This window comes from Xanthomonas sp. NCPPB 3442 (assembly GCF_056725145.1).
This window is the reverse complement of sequence record NZ_CM161514.1, coordinates 4,189,689-4,207,440: the sequence shown is the minus strand read 5'-3', so window position 1 is coordinate 4,207,440 and position 17,752 is coordinate 4,189,689. Positions and strand designations below refer to the sequence as shown.

Annotated in this window: 19 protein-coding genes and 1 riboswitch; of the genes, 16 read left to right on the top strand and 3 right to left on the bottom strand. The window is 65.5% G+C overall.

The window, feature by feature from the left end; translation table 11 throughout:
- Positions 1-116: 116 nt before the first annotated feature.
- From AC1POX_RS18265 to fghA, 6 genes are all read left to right on the top strand, one after another.
- A complete protein-coding gene (locus AC1POX_RS18265; RefSeq protein ID WP_372356450.1) occupies positions 117-1,217 on the top strand; it encodes a glycosyltransferase in 1,101 nt (366 codons plus the stop codon).
- Positions 1,218-1,656: 439 nt separating this feature from the next.
- Entirely contained in the window at positions 1,657-2,004 is a 348-nt protein-coding gene (locus AC1POX_RS18260) for a hypothetical protein (RefSeq protein ID WP_122273582.1), read from the top strand.
- 327 nt (positions 2,005-2,331) lie between these two features.
- The gene (locus AC1POX_RS18255) at positions 2,332-2,607 is read left to right on the top strand and encodes a metal/formaldehyde-sensitive transcriptional repressor (RefSeq protein ID WP_005911021.1); all 276 of its coding nucleotides are present in this window, start codon (positions 2,332-2,334) and stop codon (positions 2,605-2,607) included.
- Between the two features lie 66 nt (positions 2,608-2,673).
- Positions 2,674-3,783: an S-(hydroxymethyl)glutathione dehydrogenase/class III alcohol dehydrogenase gene (locus AC1POX_RS18250; RefSeq protein ID WP_122273278.1), complete on the top strand. Its 1,110-nt coding sequence runs from the start codon at positions 2,674-2,676 to the stop codon at positions 3,781-3,783.
- A gap of 68 nt (positions 3,784-3,851) precedes the next feature.
- Positions 3,852-4,427, top strand: a complete 576-nt coding sequence (gene gfa, locus AC1POX_RS18245) for an S-(hydroxymethyl)glutathione synthase (protein WP_029818656.1) — start codon at positions 3,852-3,854, stop codon at positions 4,425-4,427.
- Positions 4,428-4,485: 58 nt separating this feature from the next.
- Positions 4,486-5,316 carry an S-formylglutathione hydrolase gene (gene fghA, locus AC1POX_RS18240; RefSeq protein WP_372356449.1) on the top strand — a complete coding sequence of 277 codons (831 nt, stop codon included), beginning with the start codon at positions 4,486-4,488 and terminating at the stop codon, positions 5,314-5,316.
- Positions 5,317-5,483: 167 nt separating this feature from the next.
- Here fghA and AC1POX_RS18235 read toward each other — a convergent pair whose 3' ends face one another.
- Together AC1POX_RS18235 and ettA are read right to left on the bottom strand one after the other, a co-directional pair.
- Positions 5,484-5,822, bottom strand: coding sequence for a hypothetical protein (locus AC1POX_RS18235; RefSeq protein ID WP_372356448.1), 339 nt, complete (start codon positions 5,820-5,822; stop codon positions 5,484-5,486).
- Positions 5,823-6,009: 187 nt separating this feature from the next.
- On the bottom strand, positions 6,010-7,671 hold the full coding sequence (gene ettA, locus AC1POX_RS18230; protein WP_005910999.1) for an energy-dependent translational throttle protein EttA: 1,662 nt from the start codon (positions 7,669-7,671) through the stop codon (positions 6,010-6,012).
- Positions 7,672-7,895: 224 nt separating this feature from the next.
- On the opposite strand from ettA, the gene AC1POX_RS18225 reads away from it, so the two are divergent.
- The 5 genes from AC1POX_RS18225 (at position 7,896) to ribD (ending at position 12,058) form a co-directional block, all read left to right on the top strand.
- Entirely contained in the window at positions 7,896-8,393 is a 498-nt protein-coding gene (locus AC1POX_RS18225) for an RcnB family protein (protein ID WP_008576772.1), read from the top strand.
- Positions 8,394-8,590: 197 nt separating this feature from the next.
- Positions 8,591-9,844 carry a serine hydroxymethyltransferase gene (gene glyA, locus AC1POX_RS18220; protein ID WP_057685076.1) on the top strand — a complete coding sequence of 418 codons (1,254 nt, stop codon included), beginning with the start codon at positions 8,591-8,593 and terminating at the stop codon, positions 9,842-9,844.
- 102 nt (positions 9,845-9,946) lie between these two features.
- The gene (gene nrdR / locus AC1POX_RS18215; RefSeq protein ID WP_003490311.1) at positions 9,947-10,471 is read left to right on the top strand and encodes a transcriptional regulator NrdR; all 525 of its coding nucleotides are present in this window, start codon (positions 9,947-9,949) and stop codon (positions 10,469-10,471) included.
- Positions 10,468-10,956 (top strand): GNAT family N-acetyltransferase, encoded by a 489-nt coding sequence (locus AC1POX_RS18210; RefSeq protein ID WP_041469431.1) that lies wholly within the window; start codon positions 10,468-10,470, stop codon positions 10,954-10,956. The genes nrdR and AC1POX_RS18210 overlap by 4 nt, the downstream gene beginning before the upstream one ends.
- The gene (ribD, locus tag AC1POX_RS18205) at positions 10,949-12,058 is read left to right on the top strand and encodes a bifunctional diaminohydroxyphosphoribosylaminopyrimidine deaminase/5-amino-6-(5-phosphoribosylamino)uracil reductase RibD (protein ID WP_014089376.1); all 1,110 of its coding nucleotides are present in this window, start codon (positions 10,949-10,951) and stop codon (positions 12,056-12,058) included. Before AC1POX_RS18210 ends, ribD begins: the two co-directional genes overlap by 8 nt.
- A gap of 96 nt (positions 12,059-12,154) precedes the next feature.
- Here the strand turns inward: ribD and AC1POX_RS18200 are convergent, their stop codons facing one another.
- On the bottom strand, positions 12,155-12,778 hold the full coding sequence (locus AC1POX_RS18200; RefSeq protein WP_029818661.1) for a hypothetical protein: 624 nt from the start codon (positions 12,776-12,778) through the stop codon (positions 12,155-12,157).
- Positions 12,779-12,997: 219 nt separating this feature from the next.
- A riboswitch (FMN riboswitch) is annotated at positions 12,998-13,176 on the top strand.
- 168 nt (positions 13,177-13,344) lie between these two features.
- On the opposite strand from AC1POX_RS18200, the gene AC1POX_RS18195 reads away from it, so the two are divergent.
- The 5 genes from AC1POX_RS18195 to thiL all read left to right on the top strand — a co-directional run bounded on the left by AC1POX_RS18195 (position 13,345) and on the right by thiL (position 17,399).
- Entirely contained in the window at positions 13,345-13,947 is a 603-nt protein-coding gene (locus AC1POX_RS18195; RefSeq protein ID WP_372356447.1) for a riboflavin synthase, read from the top strand.
- Positions 13,944-15,083, top strand: coding sequence for a 3,4-dihydroxy-2-butanone-4-phosphate synthase (gene ribB, locus AC1POX_RS18190; protein WP_011346403.1), 1,140 nt, complete (start codon positions 13,944-13,946; stop codon positions 15,081-15,083). Before AC1POX_RS18195 ends, ribB begins: the two co-directional genes overlap by 4 nt.
- A 289-nt stretch (positions 15,084-15,372) precedes the next feature.
- Positions 15,373-15,837, top strand: coding sequence for a 6,7-dimethyl-8-ribityllumazine synthase (gene ribH, locus AC1POX_RS18185; protein WP_003490334.1), 465 nt, complete (start codon positions 15,373-15,375; stop codon positions 15,835-15,837).
- Positions 15,834-16,313, top strand: a complete 480-nt coding sequence (gene nusB, locus AC1POX_RS18180) for a transcription antitermination factor NusB (protein ID WP_003490336.1) — start codon at positions 15,834-15,836, stop codon at positions 16,311-16,313. Before ribH ends, nusB begins: the two co-directional genes overlap by 4 nt.
- Positions 16,314-16,424: 111 nt before the next feature.
- Positions 16,425-17,399, top strand: coding sequence for a thiamine-phosphate kinase (thiL, locus tag AC1POX_RS18175; RefSeq protein WP_031421072.1), 975 nt, complete (start codon positions 16,425-16,427; stop codon positions 17,397-17,399).
- Positions 17,400-17,752 lie beyond the last annotated feature (353 nt).

Below are 17,752 nucleotides of genomic sequence, written 5' to 3'. Positions count from 1 at the left end.
GGAGCTTGGCCCGCGCAAGGTGGTGGCTGCCGGATACATGGTGCTCGCAATTGCAGGGCTGGAGCACGCATCATAATGATCGAATTTGTCAACCATTGGCACACGTGTAACGCACCATGACAGACCAAGACATCGCGCAGGAAGCCACGGCATCGACACTATGCCGTTGTACTGGCGCGTGCGTTCATGACAAGGCATTTCCAATGATGCGGGTGATCAGTCGCGACAACGGCGTGGGGCTGACCCGCGACATGGTGCTGATGGCCGATACGCTGCGCGCCGGCGGCGTGCCGGTGCAGGAAGTGGGATTCACCAGTCAGCGCCTGCACGACACTGGGCGCGAGGCACGCCTGTGGGCCAGCCGCACGCTGTTCGGGCGGGTGCCGCTGCAGATCTTTTCCGAGCGCGTGTACAAGCGCTGCCTGCCGCTGGGGCGGATCAACCTGCTGGTGCCCAACCCGGAGTGGCTGCTGCCCAAGTGGCTGCCATTGCTGCCGCGCTTCGATGCGGTGCTGTGCAAGACCCACCATGCCGAGCGAATCTTCCGCAGCCTCGGGTGCGCCACGCGCTTCATCGGCTTCACCAGTCCGGATCGCCATGACCCACGCGTGTTTCGTCAGCGCGCTTTCTTCCACCTGGCCGGGCGCAGTACCGCCAAGGGCACGCGCGTCTTGCTGGACACCTGGCAGCAGCATCCGGAGTGGCCGCTGCTGACGGTGGTGCAGAACCCACGCACCGCCGGCAAGCCGGTCGTGGCCCCGAACATCGACCACCGCGTGGGGTATCTGGACGATGCCGAACTGCGCCGCATGCAGAACGCGCATCTGTTCCATATCTGCCCCTCCGAGGCCGAAGGGTTCGGGCACTACCTGATGGAAGCGCTAAGCGTGGGCGCGGTGACGTTGGCGACCGACGGCGAGCCGATGAACGAATTGATCAGGCCCGAACACGGGGTGCTGATCCCGGTGGCCGAGGTGCGTCAGCGTCGTCTGGCATCGTATTACTACGTGGACGCGGCAGGCATCGCGCAGGCAGTGGAAACCGCGCTGGCATTGCCACAGGCCCAACTGGACCAGTTGTCGGCCAACGCGCGCGCGTTCTACCAGGCCAACGATGCGGCATTTGCCGCGCGCTTTCGTGCTGCGGTGCTGGCCTCGCTACCGGAGCATGCAGTGGACGCTGCGGTCGCCGCGGCGCCGGCTGCCGTCGAAAACTGACGGCGACAACCCCTGCGTCGCCACTGTCGGACCCCGCATCTTCCCGTGCGTAAGCCGAAGCAGGTGCTGCACGCGCCTTGCATCTGCGCTGCGGATGCCGGCAAGCGCCAATCCACGCCGGCGCGCGGCGCGCGATGGCAAATGCGCAGCACAGTCAGCTGCAACTCTTCCCGGACCAGCGCGGCCCAGCCCGCGTCCGCCGTCTGCAGGCCGTGCGCAGATGTGCCATCCAGCCAGGGAGATCACGATGGTCCACGCACCACCACGCGTTGTCGTTACCACTGCAATACTCGCGGCGCTCAACCTGGCAGGTTGTGCCAATTTCTGCGGTGCTATGCACCATGCGCCTATGCCCTACGCGCATCGTGCGCCACCGCCACCGCCACCGCCGGGTGCAGGAATCATCGAAGCATTGCCGCCGTGTGCGCCGGACCACGAGGTGGTCCCGGCAGCGCCTGCCGACGTCGCGCACCGCGCTGCGCCGGAGCGGCAGGATCGGGGAAGCGGCGACGGCTGCCTGGTACATAGGGGCGTGGCACCGCCACCGCCGCCACCCTTCGATAGCGACCCATTCGACGCACCGGATGCCGCAGATGAACTGCCTGGCCTGCCGCCAGACGATTCCGAGTTCGACGCAGCGCTGCAGGCGTGCGCGACCGCCGAAGGCAGCGCAGCGCCGTTCCCGCAGGCGCCTTCGCCGGACCTGCCGCCCGAGTTGCTGGCGCAATGTCTGGATGCCGCAGGATTCGCTCCGCCGCCGCCGCCGCCGTTCCAGCCCCGGCGCTGATGCGGGGACGCCACCCCAGCGGTCGGCAACGGTCGGGATGATCGAAGGGTCAGATGCTGCGGCAATGGCCCGCAACCATCCTTGCGCTGGGTGCCTGGCGCGCCTGCGATGTGCGAGGCGTCGCCACGTCTGCGCAATGTGCGTGCTGCACTGCGGCTAACAGGTGGGCTCTTTATCCCCGTGCCACCGGCGGCAGTGGGGGCATCGCGCCATGTGCCAACGCGTGGCGGTCATCGCGCTCGACAAGACCACGGTCGGCGGGCCGCTGGCCATAGCTTTTTTCGAAACAATCCATATACTGCCCCCCAGTATTTTGCTGGAGCTGCCATGCCGCATTCGCCGCACGAGAAAAAGCGAGCGCTAGCACGTGTGCGCCGGCTGCGCGGGCAATGCGACGCGCTGGAGCGGGCGCTGCAGGCGGGCGCGGATTGCGCTCCGGTCTTGCAGCAGATCGCCGCGATCCGGGGCGCCGTGAACGGGCTGATGTCGCAGGTGCTTGAAGCGCATATCCGTGAAGATTTCGGGCACGCCGCCGCATCCGATGCGCAACGCGCCGAGCGGGTGCAGGATCTGCTCGGTCTGGTCCGGTCCTACCTCAAATAAATCTCCCACCGGGTCGGCGCTTGTCGCGCCCCCGTCCTCGAACCTCATCGTCAGGAGCGTCATCCCATGAAATCCCGTGCAGCAGTCGCATTCGGACCCGGCAAGCCGCTGGAAATCGTCGAAATCGATGTCGCGCCGCCGAAAGCCGGGGAAGTGCTGGTCCGCATCACCCACACCGGCGTGTGCCACACCGATGCCTTCACGCTGTCCGGCGACGACCCGGAAGGCATCTTCCCGTCGGTGCTCGGGCATGAAGGCGGCGGCATCGTCGAGGCGGTCGGCGAGGGAGTGACCAGCGTCAAGGTCGGCGACCACGTCATTCCGCTGTACACGGCCGAATGCCGCAAGTGCAAGTTCTGCCTGTCCGGCAAGACCAACCTGTGCCAGGCCGTGCGCGCCACCCAGGGCAAGGGCCTGATGCCGGATGGCACCACGCGCTTCTCCTACAACGGCGAGCCGATCTATCACTACATGGGCTGCAGCACCTTCAGCGAATACACCGTCGTGCCGGAAATTTCGCTGGCCGTGGTCAACCCGGAGGCGCCGCTGGAGAAGGTCTGCCTGCTCGGCTGCGGCGTCACTACCGGTATCGGCGCGGTGCACAACACCGCCAAGGTCAAGCCAGGCGAGAGTGTTGCCGTGTTCGGCCTGGGCGGCATCGGTCTTGCGGTGATCCAGGGCGCGGTGCAGGCCAAGGCCGGGCGCATCCTGGCCATCGACACCAATCCGGGCAAATTCGACCTGGCGCGCAGCATGGGTGCCACCGATTGCATCAACCCCAAGGACTACGACACGCCGATCCAGGAGGTCATCGTCGAGTTGACCGATGGCGGCGTGGACTTCAGCTTCGAATGCATCGGCAACGTCAATGTGATGCGTTCGGCGCTGGAGTGCTGCCACAAGGGCTGGGGCGAGAGCGTCATCATCGGCGTGGCTGGCGCCGGCCAGGAAATCAGCACGCGTCCCTTCCAGCTGGTGACTGGTCGCGTGTGGCGCGGCAGCGCCTTCGGTGGCGTCAAGGGACGTACGCAATTGCCGGGCATGGTGGAGCAGTCGATGAAGGGCGAGATCGACCTGGACCCATTCATCACCCACACCATGCCGTTGGAAGAGATCAACGAGGCCTTCCACCTGATGCACGAGGGCAAGTCGATCCGCACCGTGATCCATTTCTGACCAGGCGGCCAGGAGCGGCGCGCGGCCGCTTCCGCGCACGTGGTACCCGACACTCCGGGAGGAGCGTAATGACTAACGTGTCGATTCATCCTTCGGTAGATGATGGTGTTGCGCGAGGTGGTGCAGAAGATTTTCAAGGCGGCACGCTTGAATGTCACTGCGCCAGCGACAAGGTGACCGTCGAGGTGTCTGCGCAGACCGCGCATAACCATGCTTGCGGTTGCAGTAAATGCTGGAAACCCGATGGCGCGAAGTTCTCGGTGGTGGCGGTGGTTCCGCGCGACAACGTCAAGGTCACCGCGCACCGGGAAAAGCTGAAGATCGTCGACGAAAGCGCGACGATCCAGCGCCATGCGTGCACCGGTTGCGGCGTGCATCTGTATGGGCGGATCGAAAACAAGGACCACGCATTCTACGGTCTGGATTTTGTGCACACCGAGTTGTCGAAACAACAGGGCTGGTCGGCACCGGGCTTTGCCGCGTTCGTCTCGTCGATCATCGAAACCGGCACGCCGCCGGAGCAGATGGATGGCATACGCACGCGCCTGACCGAACTGGGCTTGCCGCCCTACGACTGCCTTTCCCCGGCATTGATGGATGCCCTGTCGGCGCATGTGGCACGCAAAAAGGGTCTGTTGCATTGATGGTCCAACCTTGCAGCCGGCGATCCGGCTGCAGGGTTTTCTCTTCGTAAGGAATCTCATGGAACGTATCGAACACCGCGCCTGCTTCGGCGGCTGGCAGGATGTCTATCGGCATCAGTCGCACACCTTGAACTGCAGCATGCAGGTGGGCGTCTACCTGCCGCCGCAAGCCGCCGACGGCCCGTTGCCGGTGCTGTACTGGCTGAGCGGTTTGACCTGTACCGAACAGAACTTCATCAGCAAGGCCGGCGCGCAGCGCTATGCGGCCGAGCATGGCGTGATCCTGGTTGCGCCCGACACCAGCCCCCGGGGCGAGGATGTGGCCGATGCGGACGGTTACGACATCGGCAAGGGCGCGGGCTTTTACGTCGATGCCACGCAAGCGCCATGGGCGGCGCATTACCGCATGTACGATTACGTGGTGAACGAATTACCGGCCTTGATTGAAGCGACCTTTGCCACCACCGGTGCGCGTGCGATCAGTGGCCATTCGATGGGTGGGCATGGCGCGTTGACCATCGCATTGAAGAATCCGGGCCGCTATCGCAGCGTGTCGGCGTTTTCGCCAATCGTGGCGCCCAGCCAGGTGCCGTGGGGCGAGAAAGCATTTGGCCAGTACCTGGGCAACGACCGTACGACCTGGAAAGCCTACGATGCCACTGCATTGCTTGCTGACGCGCAGGAGCGGTTGCCGCTGCTCATCGATCAGGGCGATGCCGATGAATTTCTGCAAACCCAGCTGAAAACCGCATTGTTCGAAGATGCGGCCAGGTCCGCCGGCTACCCGGTGACGGTGCGGCTGCAGCCCGGCTACGACCACAGCTACTACTTCATCGCGAGCTTTATTGGCGAGCACATTGCGCATCATGCTGCGGCCTTGCGTGGTTGAGTGCCGCTGTTGGCGTATGCCGCTGGAGATGCAGTCCGGTGAATGAGGGTGGGGGCCACGCCGATGCAGTGCGTGGCGTCACGTGTAGCTGAGTGGCGTCACTCGCCCGCTCTGCCATCGGCGGCACTGGGCACTGCCAGCGCCGCCGACACATGACGGAGTGCAGTTCAGCGAACGTCGCGCAGTTCCCAGTGCGAGCCAGCCAGGGCCTGCATGCGCTGTTTGAAAAGGTCGCCGGGAATGCTTGTCGTTGCAATCAGATCGATGCGCAGGTCGTGCTGCTTGCCGGTGACCGTCGCTGCCGGGTCGGTGATGCCCAGGCTGGGATCCACTTCGTCGGGGTCGGTCTGTAGCTGGCGCCAACGGTCGAACCACGCCGGATCGCGCAAAGCCGCCTGCAATTGCTCGGCAAAGGCCTCGGCGCCATTGGCGGTGAAGCTCACCGAGGGCGCGCTGCCACGGGCGAGCTTGGGATCGGGCAGGCTGATCGAATAGCTGACAGGCATATGCAAGGCTCAGATGGATGACGCCGGCACGGTAGTGCAGCGCAAGTGAGCATCCCGTCGACGGGCGGGCAGGGGACTCCATACGCGCAGGTGGACGGCGCCAGCAGCCAACAGCCAAGTCTCCGTCCGCTGACTCCGCACACAAAAAAGGCGCCTTTCGGCGCCTTTTCTTTGGAACTACTGCGACTTACTTCAAGGCCTTGAAACGCAAACGCTTCGGGCCGGCGTCGTCGCCCATGCGGCGGCGCTTGTCTTCTTCGTACTCGCGGTAGTTGCCCTGGAAGAACTCCACGTGCGAATCGCCTTCGAAGGCCAGGATGTGCGTGGCGATACGGTCCAGGAACCAGCGGTCATGCGAAATCACGAAGGTGTTGCCGGGGAATTCCAGCAACGCATCTTCCAGCGCACGCAGGGTTTCGATGTCCAGGTCGTTGGACGGTTCGTCCAGCAGCAGCACGTTGCCGCCCTGCAGCAGGGTCTTGGCCATGTGCAGACGACCGCGCTCACCACCGGACAGCGAACCGACCATCTTCTGCTGGTCCTGGCCCTTGAAGTTGAAGCGGCCGATGTAGGCGCGCGACTGGATTTCGATGCCGTTGATGTTGAGGATGTCCAGGCCGCCGGCGATTTCCTGGAATACGTTGTGGTTGCCCTCCAGTGCGTCGCGGCTCTGGTCCACGTACGACAGCTGCACGGTCGGTCCGACCACGATCTCGCCGGAGTCCGGCTTTTCCTGGCCGGTGATCATCTTGAACAGGGTCGACTTACCGGCACCGTTGGGGCCGATGATGCCGACGATGGCGCCCGGTGGCACGATCATCGACAGGTTGTCGATCAACAGGCGGTCGCCGAACTTCTTGGACACGTTCTTGAACTCCATCACCGCGTTGCCCAGGCGCTCGCCCGGCGGGATGAAGATCTCGTTGGTTTCGTTGCGCTTCTGGTAATCGACCGATTGCAGCTCTTCCAGGCGGGCCAGACGTGCCTTGCCCTTGGTGCGGCCGCCCTTGGCGTTCTGGCGCGACCATTCCAGTTCCTTCTGGATCGCCTTCTGGCGGGACTTTTCCTGGTTGTCTTCCTGCTTGAGGCGCTCGTCCTTCTGGGTCAGCCAGTCGGTGTAGTTGCCCTTCCACGGAATGCCGCGGCCGCGGTCCAGTTCCAGGATCCACTCGGCGGCGTTGTCGAGGAAGTAGCGATCATGGGTCACCGCCACCACGGTGCCGGTGTAGCGCGCCAGGAACTGCTCCAGCCATTCCACCGACTCGGCGTCCAGGTGGTTGGTGGGTTCGTCGAGCAGCAGCATGTCCGGCTTCTGCAGCAGCAGGCGGCACAGCGCCACGCGACGCTTTTCGCCGCCGGAGAGCTTGCCGACGATGGCGTCCCACGGCGGCAGGCGCAGCGCATCGGCCGCCACGTCCAGCTGGTTTTCCAGCGTATGCGCATCGCCGGCGGCCAGGATCGCCTCCAGGCGCTCCTGCTCCTTGGCCAGCGCGTCGAAATCGGCGCCTTCTTCGGCATAGGCCAGATACACCGCATCCAGCGCGGCCTGGGCCTGCAGCACGTCGCCCACGCCTTCTTCCACCGCCTCGCGCACGGTGTGCTCGGGATTGAGTTGCGGTTCCTGCGCCAGGTAGCCGACCTTGATGCCCGGTTGTGGGCGCGCCTCGCCCTCGAAATCGGTGTCCACGCCGGCCATGATCTTCAGTACCGTGGACTTGCCCGCGCCGTTCAGGCCCAGCAGGCCGATCTTGGCGCCCGGAAAGAAGCTCAGCGAGATGTCCTTGATGATCTGCCGCTTGGGCGGGACCACCTTGCTGACGCGGTTCATGGTGTAGATGTATTGCGACATGGGGGCTCCGTGGACGCAGGCAGCCCGCCGGCCGAGGCCGGAGGCAGCGGAAAAGGGGTTGCGCCAATTATACGGGCAAGTGGCTTGAGCCGCGGCAGCACCCTTGCAGCTAAACCGCACCTTACTTTCGACCTGAATAGGCTTTTTCGTAATCGATTCCAGCAAGAATGCGTTAAGGCGGTCCGCCCCTTAATGAAATTACGACACCGCGAACAGGAACTGTCATGAACCGCAAACGCATCGTTACCGTTGTGCTTTCCTCCATCCTGGCGCTCGGTGCCTTCGCACCTGCGGCGTTCGCCGGGGACTGGGACCGCGACCACGATCGCCGCGGCCATGACCGTCACCATGGCCACGATCATCGAAGAGACTGGCGCGACGCCCGCCGTGACGACCGTCGCGAGTGGCGCCAGGACCGCCGCTACTACAGCAACGGCTATCGCGAGGGTTACCGCGATGCCCGCTACCAGGACCGCCGCTACGACCGCAATCGCGTCTACGTCTACGATCGCCCCGCGTACTACCGCGCCGGCCCGCCGCCGCGTCCGTATTGGGCCCGTGGCCAGCGCTACCACGGCCCGGTCTATGTGGTGAACGATTACGACCGCTACGACCTGCGCCGCCCGCCGTACGGCTACCGCTGGCAGCGCGACGACCGCGGCAATCTGCTGTTGGTGGCCATCGCCACCGGCATCATTGCCGACCTGGTGCTCAACAACTAACGCGGCGCGGCTGCCCGTTCGCCCCCGGCCTCGACCGGCAATCGAGCCGGTCATCACACAAAGGCGCATCGTCGGGTGCGCCTTTGTCATGTGCGCAGTGCGGTCACACGGGCGGCGCCGGCTGCGCGATTGGTCACCCGTGCGGCAGGGGCTTACAATCGGCGACCCTACTGGCAATAGCTGCCCCGGAGCTTGGAATGTTCTCGCGCGATGTCCGACTGGAAACCTACGACCCCGAACTGGCCAAGGCCATCGCTGCTGAAGCCGGCCGCCAGGAGGATCATGTCGAGCTGATCGCCAGCGAAAACTATTGCAGCCCGCTGGTGATGGAAGCGCAGGGCAGCCAGCTGACCAACAAATACGCCGAAGGCTATCCGGGCAAGCGCTACTACGGCGGCTGCGAGTTCGTCGACATTGCCGAACAACTGGCGATCGACCGCATCAAGCAGGTGTTTGGCGCCGATTACGCGAACGTCCAGCCGCACAGCGGTTCCCAGGCCAACCAGGCGGTGTATCTGGCGCTGCTGCAGCCGGGCGACACCATCCTGGGCATGAGCCTGGCGCATGGCGGCCACCTGACCCATGGCGCAAAGGTCAACGTCTCTGGCAAGCTGTTCAACGCGGTGCAGTACGGCGTCAACGAGCAGGGCCTGATCGATTACGACGAGGTCCAGCGCCTCGCAACCGAGCACAAGCCGAAGATGGTGGTGGCCGGTTTCTCCGCGTATTCGCAGAAGATCGACTGGGCCCGCTTCCGCGCCATCGCCGACAGCGTCGGCGCCTATCTGTTCGTGGACATGGCGCACATTGCCGGGCTGGTCGCCGCCGGGGTGTACCCCAGCCCGATGGAACATGCGCACGTGGTCACTTCGACCACGCACAAGACACTGCGTGGCCCTCGCGGCGGCATCATCGTCGCCAAGGGTGCCAGCGAAGAGCTGCAGAAAAAGCTGCAGTCGATCGTGTTCCCCGGCATCCAGGGCGGCCCGCTGATGCACGTGATCGCGGCCAAGGCGGTGGCGTTCAAGGAGGCGTTGGAGCCGGCGTTCAAGACCTATCAGCAACAAGTGGTCAAGAACGCCCAGGCGATGGCCAATACCCTCATTGCGCGCGGCTACAAGATCGTCTCCGGCGGCACCGAGAACCACCTGATGCTGGTGGACATGATCGGTCGCGATGTCTCCGGCAAGGACGCCGAAGCTGCGCTTGGCAAGGCGCACATCACCGTCAACAAGAATTCGGTCCCCAACGACCCGCGCTCGCCGTTCGTCACTTCCGGTCTGCGCCTGGGCACCCCGGCGATCACCACGCGCGGTTACCAGGAACAGGACAGCATCGACCTGGCCAACTGGATCGCCGACGTGCTCGACGCGCCAACCGACGAAGCCGTGCTGGCGAAGGTGCGCGATGCCGTGACCGCGCAGTGCAAGCGCTATCCGGTGTATGGCTAAGGTGCCGGGATTGGTGATTCGGGATTCGGGATGCGCTAACGGCGCGTCCTTGCTTGTGCTGTTGCCAATCCCCAATCCCCAATCCCAAATCCCGGACGTCTGATGCATTGCCCCTTCTGCCAGCACAACGACACCCGCGTGATCGATTCGCGGGTGTCCGAAGACGGCACGACGATCCGTCGGCGCCGCGAGTGCGAGGCGTGCGGCGAGCGGTTCAGTACGTTGGAGACGATCGAGCTGAAGCTGCCCACCGTGGTCAAGAGCGATGGTGGACGCGAGGCGTTCGATGCACGCAAGCTGCGCACCAGCTTCGACCGCGCGCTGCAGAAGCGGCCGGTGGCCGAAGAGCAGATCGAGGCGGCGGTGCGCGCGGTGGTGCATCAGCTGCGCATGTCCGGCGAGCGCGAAGTGGGTTCGCTGCGGGTAGGCGAATACGTGATGGTGGAGCTGCGCAAGCTCGATCATGTCGGCTATGTGCGCTTTGCCTCGGTGTATCGCAGCTTTCAGGACGTGGCCGACTTCCGCGAGGAAATCGAAAAGCTCGAACGCGAACTGCCGGTCGGCAGCGAACAACTGCCGCTGCTGGAAGCGGCATTGGAACGCGCCGGCAAACCCGGCAAGCGATGAGCGCGATGCGCATCGCCTGCGTTGCGCAAACGCCGCAGTACCTGCCTGCGATTGCGCAAGCGCATCTACAGGCCTTCGGCGCGCTGCTGCCGGAGTGGAGCATCGATGAGGCGCTGAGCGAACTGCGCAGCCATGCGCGCGATGGCGTCATTCCCACGACCTGGGTGGCGCTGGATCAAACGCAGTGGCTGGGCTCGGTGAGCCTGCTCGAAAACGACGACGCACGCATCCGGCAATGGTCGCCGTGGTTGGCGTCGTTGTACGTGCAGCCGCAGGCGCGCGGGCAGGGCATCGGCGAGGCGTTGGTCGCACACTGTGTGCAGGCCGCCGCGCAGCTGGGCGTGCCGCTGCTATACCTGTATTGCCAGCCGGGCTTGGCGCCGTTCTACCAGCGCCTGGGATGGCAGATACATACCGGGTTTCTGCTGGGCCCGATGCAGATCGTGGTGATGCGCATTGCGCCGGGAGGGCAACGCAATGCGTGAGGCCACAACGACCGCCAGCGCCGACGACCATCGCTGGATGGCGCAGGCGTTGCGTCTGGCCGAGCGCGGCGCCTACACCACCCGGCCCAATCCGATGGTGGGCTGCGTCATCGTGCGCGACGGCGTCTGCGTGGGCGAGGGCTTTCATCAACGTGCCGGCGGCCCGCATGCCGAAGTCTTCGCGCTGCGTGCAGCGGGTGAGTTGGCGCGCGGTGCCACCGCGTACGTGACGCTGGAGCCATGCGCGCACTATGGGCGTACCCCGCCATGTGCGCTGGCCTTGATCGATGCCGGCGTTGCGCGTGTGGTTGCAGCAATGGCCGACCCGTTTCCGCAGGTCAATGGCGGCGGGTTTGCGCTGCTGCGCGAGGCCGGGATCGAAGTGCTGAGCGGCGTGATGCACGCGCAGGCGCGCACGCTCAACCAGGGATTTCTGTCGCGGGTGGAGCGTGGGCGGCCGTGGCTGCGGGTCAAACTCGGCGCCAGCCTGGACGGACGGACGGCGCTGGCAAGCGGTGAATCCAAATGGATTACCGGAAGTCGCGCGCGTGCCGATGGGCAGCGCTGGCGCGCACGTGCTGGCGCGATCCTGACCGGTGCAGGTACGGTGATGGCCGACGACCCATCCATGACGGTGCGGCTGGGCGAGGACATGCCGGTCGTGCCGCCGCTGCGCGTGGTGCTCGATGCCGGGCTGCGGACGTTGGCGTGCAGGAACATTCGTCAGGGCAATGCGCCAACGCTGTATCTGCATGGCGAAAATGTGGCCGCACCTTCGCTGGACGATGCGCAGTTCCTTGCGATGCCGTTGCAAGCTGGACGCTTCGATCTGGCGGCGGTGCTGGCGCTGCTGGCCGAGCGCGGCATCAACGAAGTCCACGTGGAAGCCGGCGCCATGCTGAGCGGTGCGCTACTGCAGGCCGGACTGGTGGACGAATTGCTGGTCTACATGGCGCCGGTGTTGCTGGGCGACACCGCAAGGCCGCTGGTCGCTGGCCTTGGCATCGAAACGATGGCGCGGCGACATGCACTGCAGCTGCTGGATGTGCGCCAGCTGGGGCAGGATCTGCGTCTGCGCTATGCGCCGGCTGTTGCCGGGTGAGAGCTGCATGGCGCGTGCGATGCTGCGCGGCTGTGCTGTTGCGCGCATAAAAAAAGGCCCCGCATGCGGGGCCTTGGTGTATCTGCGAGGCGCCGATCAGAAGCTCGCGCGCACGCCGACCTTGTACTGGTTGGCGTTGTCGACGAACTGCGCTTCGGCGACCAGGCCCCAGGTGCGGGTGAAGTTGACCTGGCCACCCAGGGTGCCGACGAACTCACCCTTGTCCACGTCGCTACCGTCGATGTAACCGGCCTTGATCCAGGCTTCGGTGCGCGGCGAAGGCTTGCCACGCAGGCCCAGATTAGCGAAGCCCAGGTTGCTCGAGTCCGACGCATCGTCGACCGAACGGCCGCGCAGGCGCAGGTCGGATTCGACCTTGGCGCGCAATACGCTGATGTCGGCGGTGAACTCCACGCGCTCGGTCATTTCTTGGCGGTAGCCGATACCTAAGGTGGCCTGCTGCAGCGTGCCCTCGAGCACAAAGCCTCCACCGAGGTTGAAATCCTTATTGGCGCGCTCATAGCTGGCCAACAGGTAGACCGGCTGGGCAATCTGCCAGGAACCGCGAATGTAGCCGCCGTCGATATCGTCCGAATCGCCATTGACGCTGATTTCGGTACGGTTCCAGCCGCCTTCGACGTAGTTGTAGCTCAAGCCTTCCGCAGAAGCGGCAAACGGTGCGGCAGCCAGCAGGGCAGCCAGAATCAGGGTGTTACGCATTGGATGTCTCTCTTCGAATTGATGTCCGTGTCTCCACCCCGTTGCGAGGTGGAAAAGAACGACGTCTCCCGTCGCGGCGCGTAAATTAACAGATCCTTCACAATCCTGGCTATGGGGGATTTCCCGACATGACGCAGTGTCCTGCCAGCCTTGGCCCACGCTCGGCCATTGCGTCGATGTGCCCTGTTAAACTTTGCGCACCGGTTCGCCGGTACTCACGAACGTCTTCAGGGCGGGGTGCGATTCCCCACCGGCGGTAGGCATGCGCAAGCGTGCGAGCCCGCGAGCGCTTGCACTCCAGGGTTGAGCGGATCAACGCCAAACGCCTGCCGGGCAAGGTCAGCAGATCCGGTCCGATGCCGGAGCCGACGGTATAGTCCGGATGAAAGAAGACGGCCAACGCGCGGCCTTGCGGCTGCGCGCGCGCCTGTTTGCTTTGCCTTGCGGCGTTTTTCGCTCAACTCCTGCGAGAAACGACTAATGTCCATGCACCACCAGCCGCGCTGTGCCGCGGCCTTCCAGCGCTCCATCACGGCAGCCGTGCTGCTGCAAGCGGGGGCACGCTGATGTTCACCGGCATCATTGAAGGCGTCGGCCAACTGGCCGCGCGTCAGCCGCAGGGCGGCGATGTGCGCTTCACCTTCGCCACCGGCACGCTGCCGTTCGAAGCGGTCCAGTTGGGCGAAAGCATCGCGGTCAATGGCGTGTGCCTGACCGTGATCGCATTCGACGCGGCCAGTTTTCAGGCCGATGCCTCGACCGAAACGCTGTCGCTGACCACCCTGGGCGCGTTGCCAGAGGGCGCACTGCTCAATCTGGAACGCGCGATGCGGCCTACCGACCGGCTTGGCGGGCACCTGGTCAGCGGACATGTGGATGGCCTGGGCCAGGTGCAGTCGGTCCATGACGATGCACGTGCGCAGCGTTGGCGGTTTGCTGCGTCGGCGTCGGTGTTGCGCTATGTGGCTAAGAAGGGCTCGATCTGCGTGGACGGCGTGAGCCTCACCGTCAATGACGTAGACGAAGACGGCTTCGAGGTCGCCTTGATTCCGCATACCGTGGCCCACACCGCGTTTGCGCAGACTGCGGTCGGTGCGGCGGTGAACCTGGAAATCGATCTGGTGGCGCGCTATGTGGAACGCCTGCTCGGCACGCGGGGGGCAGCATGAATTTCGCACCCGTTCCGGAACTGATCGAAGAACTGCGCGCCGGGCGCATGGTGGTCATCGTCGATGACGAAGACCGCGAAAACGAAGGCGATCTGATCATGGCCGCCGAGTTGGTGAAGCCGTCTGACATCAACTTCATGGTCACCCACGCGCGCGGGCTGGTGTGCCTGTCGCTGACCCGCGAGCGCTGCGCGCAGCTGGGTCTGGCGCCGATGGTGCGCAACAACACCGCGCAGTTCCAGACCAACTTCACTGTCAGCATCGAAGCGGCCGAAGGGGTGACCACCGGCATTTCGGCCTATGACCGCGCGCACACCGTGCGTACCGCCGTACGCCCGGATGCCCGGCCCCAGGATCTGAGCCAGCCCGGGCATATTTTCCCGTTGATCTCCCAGCCCGGTGGCGTGCTGACCCGTGCCGGCCACACCGAAGCGGCCAGCGACCTGCCGATGCTGGCCGGGCTGGAACCGGCCGGTGTGCTGGTGGAAGTGCTCAACCCGGACGGCAGCATGGCGCGCCGCCCGCAATTGGAAGTTTTCGCGCGCGAGCATGGCCTGAAGATGGGCTCGATCGCCGACCTGATCGCATATCGGCTTGCCAATGAGCACACCGTCGAGCGCGTGGACGAGCGGCAGATCACCACCGAATTCGGTCCGTTCAAGCTGGTGACCTACCGCGACCGCATCGCGCACGACCTGCACTTTGCGCTGGTGCGCGGTCGCGCCGATCCGCAGACGCCGACGCTGGTACGCGTGCAGGTGGAAAACCCGCTGGCCGACCTGCTGCACTGGCAGCGCGATGACTTCGGCGTGGCAGCCACCGACGCCTTGCGCGCGATCGCCGCCGAAGGGCAGGGCGTGATGGTGGTGCTGTCGGCGCCACGCGACAGCGAATCGCTGCTGGCACGGCTGCGCCAGCAGCCCGAAGCGGCCGCCAATGCCAAGGACGTGAGTCAGTGGCGGCGCAACGGCGCCGGCGCCCAGATCCTGGCCGACCTCGGCCTGGGCAAGTTGCGCGTGCTGGGCACCCCTCGGCGCCAGGTGGGGTTGGCCGGGTTCGGGCTGGAGGTGGTTGAGTATCTGGAATGCCACCCCGGTGAAGGCGTACGCTCGGTGCCGCCGTCTGCCGTTCCCTGAGATGGCTGCGAGCTCACTTGGCCGGTCCCGTTGGTCTGGACTGTCAGTTAGCTGACGGCGCGCGGCTGTCAGCTGCGCGCTGCGTGTGGCGGCGCTGAAGTGGCCCGGGGCCGGCTACCGGTTCCAGCCGTGGCCTGCCCCCGGCCGTTTGCGCAGTGGGCCATTTGCCACGCCCTGTGTTGCTGAAACGCATGGCCGGGTCTGCTTTGGCCGACCCGGCCCACACGCGTCGGCCAGGCCTGGGCCCGGCAGCTGTTAAACTTCCCGCCCCCTCGAGTTGCCGACCCGCATGACCCACTACGAAGGCGATCTTCGCCCCACCACCGCGCGCTTTGCGATCATCGCCAGCCGCTGGAATGCCCGCATCACCGACGTGCTGGTTGCCGGCGCGCGCCAGAGCCTGGCCGGCAACGGTATCGGCGAAGACGCCATCGACGTGATCCGCGTGCCGGGCGCCTGGGAGATCCCGATCGCCGCCAATCGCGTGGCGCAGTCCGGCCAGCACGGCGCGATCATCGCGCTGGGCTGCGTGATCCGTGGCGATACCCGCCACTACGAGCACGTGGCCGACCTGTGTGCCGAAGGCCTGATGAGCGTGCAGCTGCAGACCGGCGTGCCGGTGCTCAATGGCGTGCTGGCGGTCGAACGCGTGGAAGATGCCGAAGCCCGTGCCGGCGGCAGCCACGGCAATAAGGGCGAGGAATGCGCGCTTGCAGCGCTGGAACTGGTGAATTTGATGGAGTTGTTGCCATGAGCAAGCCCGGTGGGCATTCGCGCCACGGCCGTCGCGACGGCATCGACCCGGTGCTGCGCTCGCGCGCACGTCGGCGCGCCTTGCAGGCGGTCTATGCCTGGCAGATCTCCGGCGGCTTCGCCAAGCAGGTGATCGCCCAGTTCGCGCACGAGCAGGCGCACGAAGTGGCCGATCTGGCGTACTTCGAGAACCTGGTTGAAGGCGTGCTGAGCAACCGTGCCGAGCTGGATACCGCGCTGACGCCGTACCTGGATCGCAGCGTGGAAGAGGTCGATGCGATCGAGCGCGCCGTGCTGCGCCTGGCCGCCTACGAATTGCTGTACCGCCAGGATGTGCCGTACCGCGTGGTGATCAACGAAGCGATCGAAACCGCCAAGCGCTTCGGCTCCGAGCACGGCCACACCTACGTCAACGGGGTGCTGGACCGCGCCGCGGTGGAGTGGCGCAAGGTGGAGTCGGGCGCCAGCGGCGCCTGAGCGCCGCGGGAACTGGGGAGTCGGGAATAGGCAATCGTAAGAGCACCGTTTCCGATACCTCACTGAGGCGCTTTTGCGATTCCCGACTCCCTTTTCCCGATTCCCGTCGCCATGCCCGAATTCGATCTAATTGCCCGTCTGCGTGCGCGCATTGCAGCGCGCGCCGATGTGCCGCTGGGCATTGGCGACGATGCGGCGTTGCTGCAGCCGCCGGCCGGTGAACAGTTGGCGATCACTGCCGATACGCTCAATGCAGGCGTGCATTTTCCGCACGAGACGCGCGCTGACGATCTAGGCTGGAAGACGCTGGCGGTCAATCTCTCCGATCTGGCGGCGATGGGCGCGCAACCGCGTTGGTGCACCTTGTCGTTGTCGTTGCCGCACGACGATGCGGCATGGGTGGATGGCTTTGCCGATGGCTTCTTCGCGCTGGCTGATGCACACGACATTGTGCTGGTCGGTGGCGACACCACGCGCGGGCCGTTGTCGTGCGCGGTGACTGCGATCGGCAGCCTGCCGCCGGGCGCCGCGCTGCGGCGCGATGGTGCGCGCGTTGGCGATGATGTGTGGGTGACCGGCGCGCCGGGTGAAGCCGCCGCCGCGTTGGCGTTGTGGCAGGCCGGCCAGTTGGACGTGACCTGCGCGGCGGCCGACCCGCTGCACGAGCGCTGGCGCGGCCGCCTGCTGCGTCCGCAGCCCCGCGTGCAGGCGGGGCTGCGCCTGCGCGGGCTTGCGCATGCCTGCGTGGACATCTCCGACGGGCTACTGGCCGATCTGGGGCATCTATGCGAACGCAGCGGCGTGGGTGCGCACCTGGTGCTCGCGGCCTTGCCGGCGATGCCGCGCAGTGCCGGAATCGACGTGGTGCAGTGCCTGGGCTGGCAACTCGGCGGTGGCGACGATTACGAGTTGTGTTTCACCGCCGCGCCGCAGCATCGCGATGCCGTGGCGCAGGCAATGGAATTTGCAACGGTGGCTGCAACGCGCATCGGCCAGATTGTCGCCACGCCCGGCGTGGTGGTACACGACGCCGAGGGCAACCCCTGGCACCCACCGCAGCGCGGCTACCAGCATTTCGTCGGCTGAGGCGTGGGGTTGGAGCGTGCAGTGGATGCGGGCAGTGCCGATGCGCTGCGCTGAGACGATGCTGCTGCGCTGATCGTTGGGTGCCGTAGCGGAGGCGGCGGTGGCGCCTGCTGCGAAGTTGGGTGGAGCGCATTGGAAACAACGGGTGCTGCCAGCCCTCATCCGCCCTCCGGGCACCTTCTCCCGCGAGCGGGAGAAGGCAGCGAACCGGTTTGCCCGGCCGCTCCCGCTTGCGCAAGCAACGAATCCCGAATCCCGGCCCTTGAGCCATACCGTACCGTCTGGTACGTTCGCCCCGTTCTCCCCCGAACCACGGATGCATCGCAGTTGCCGCTGGGCCATCCCGGCCTGGC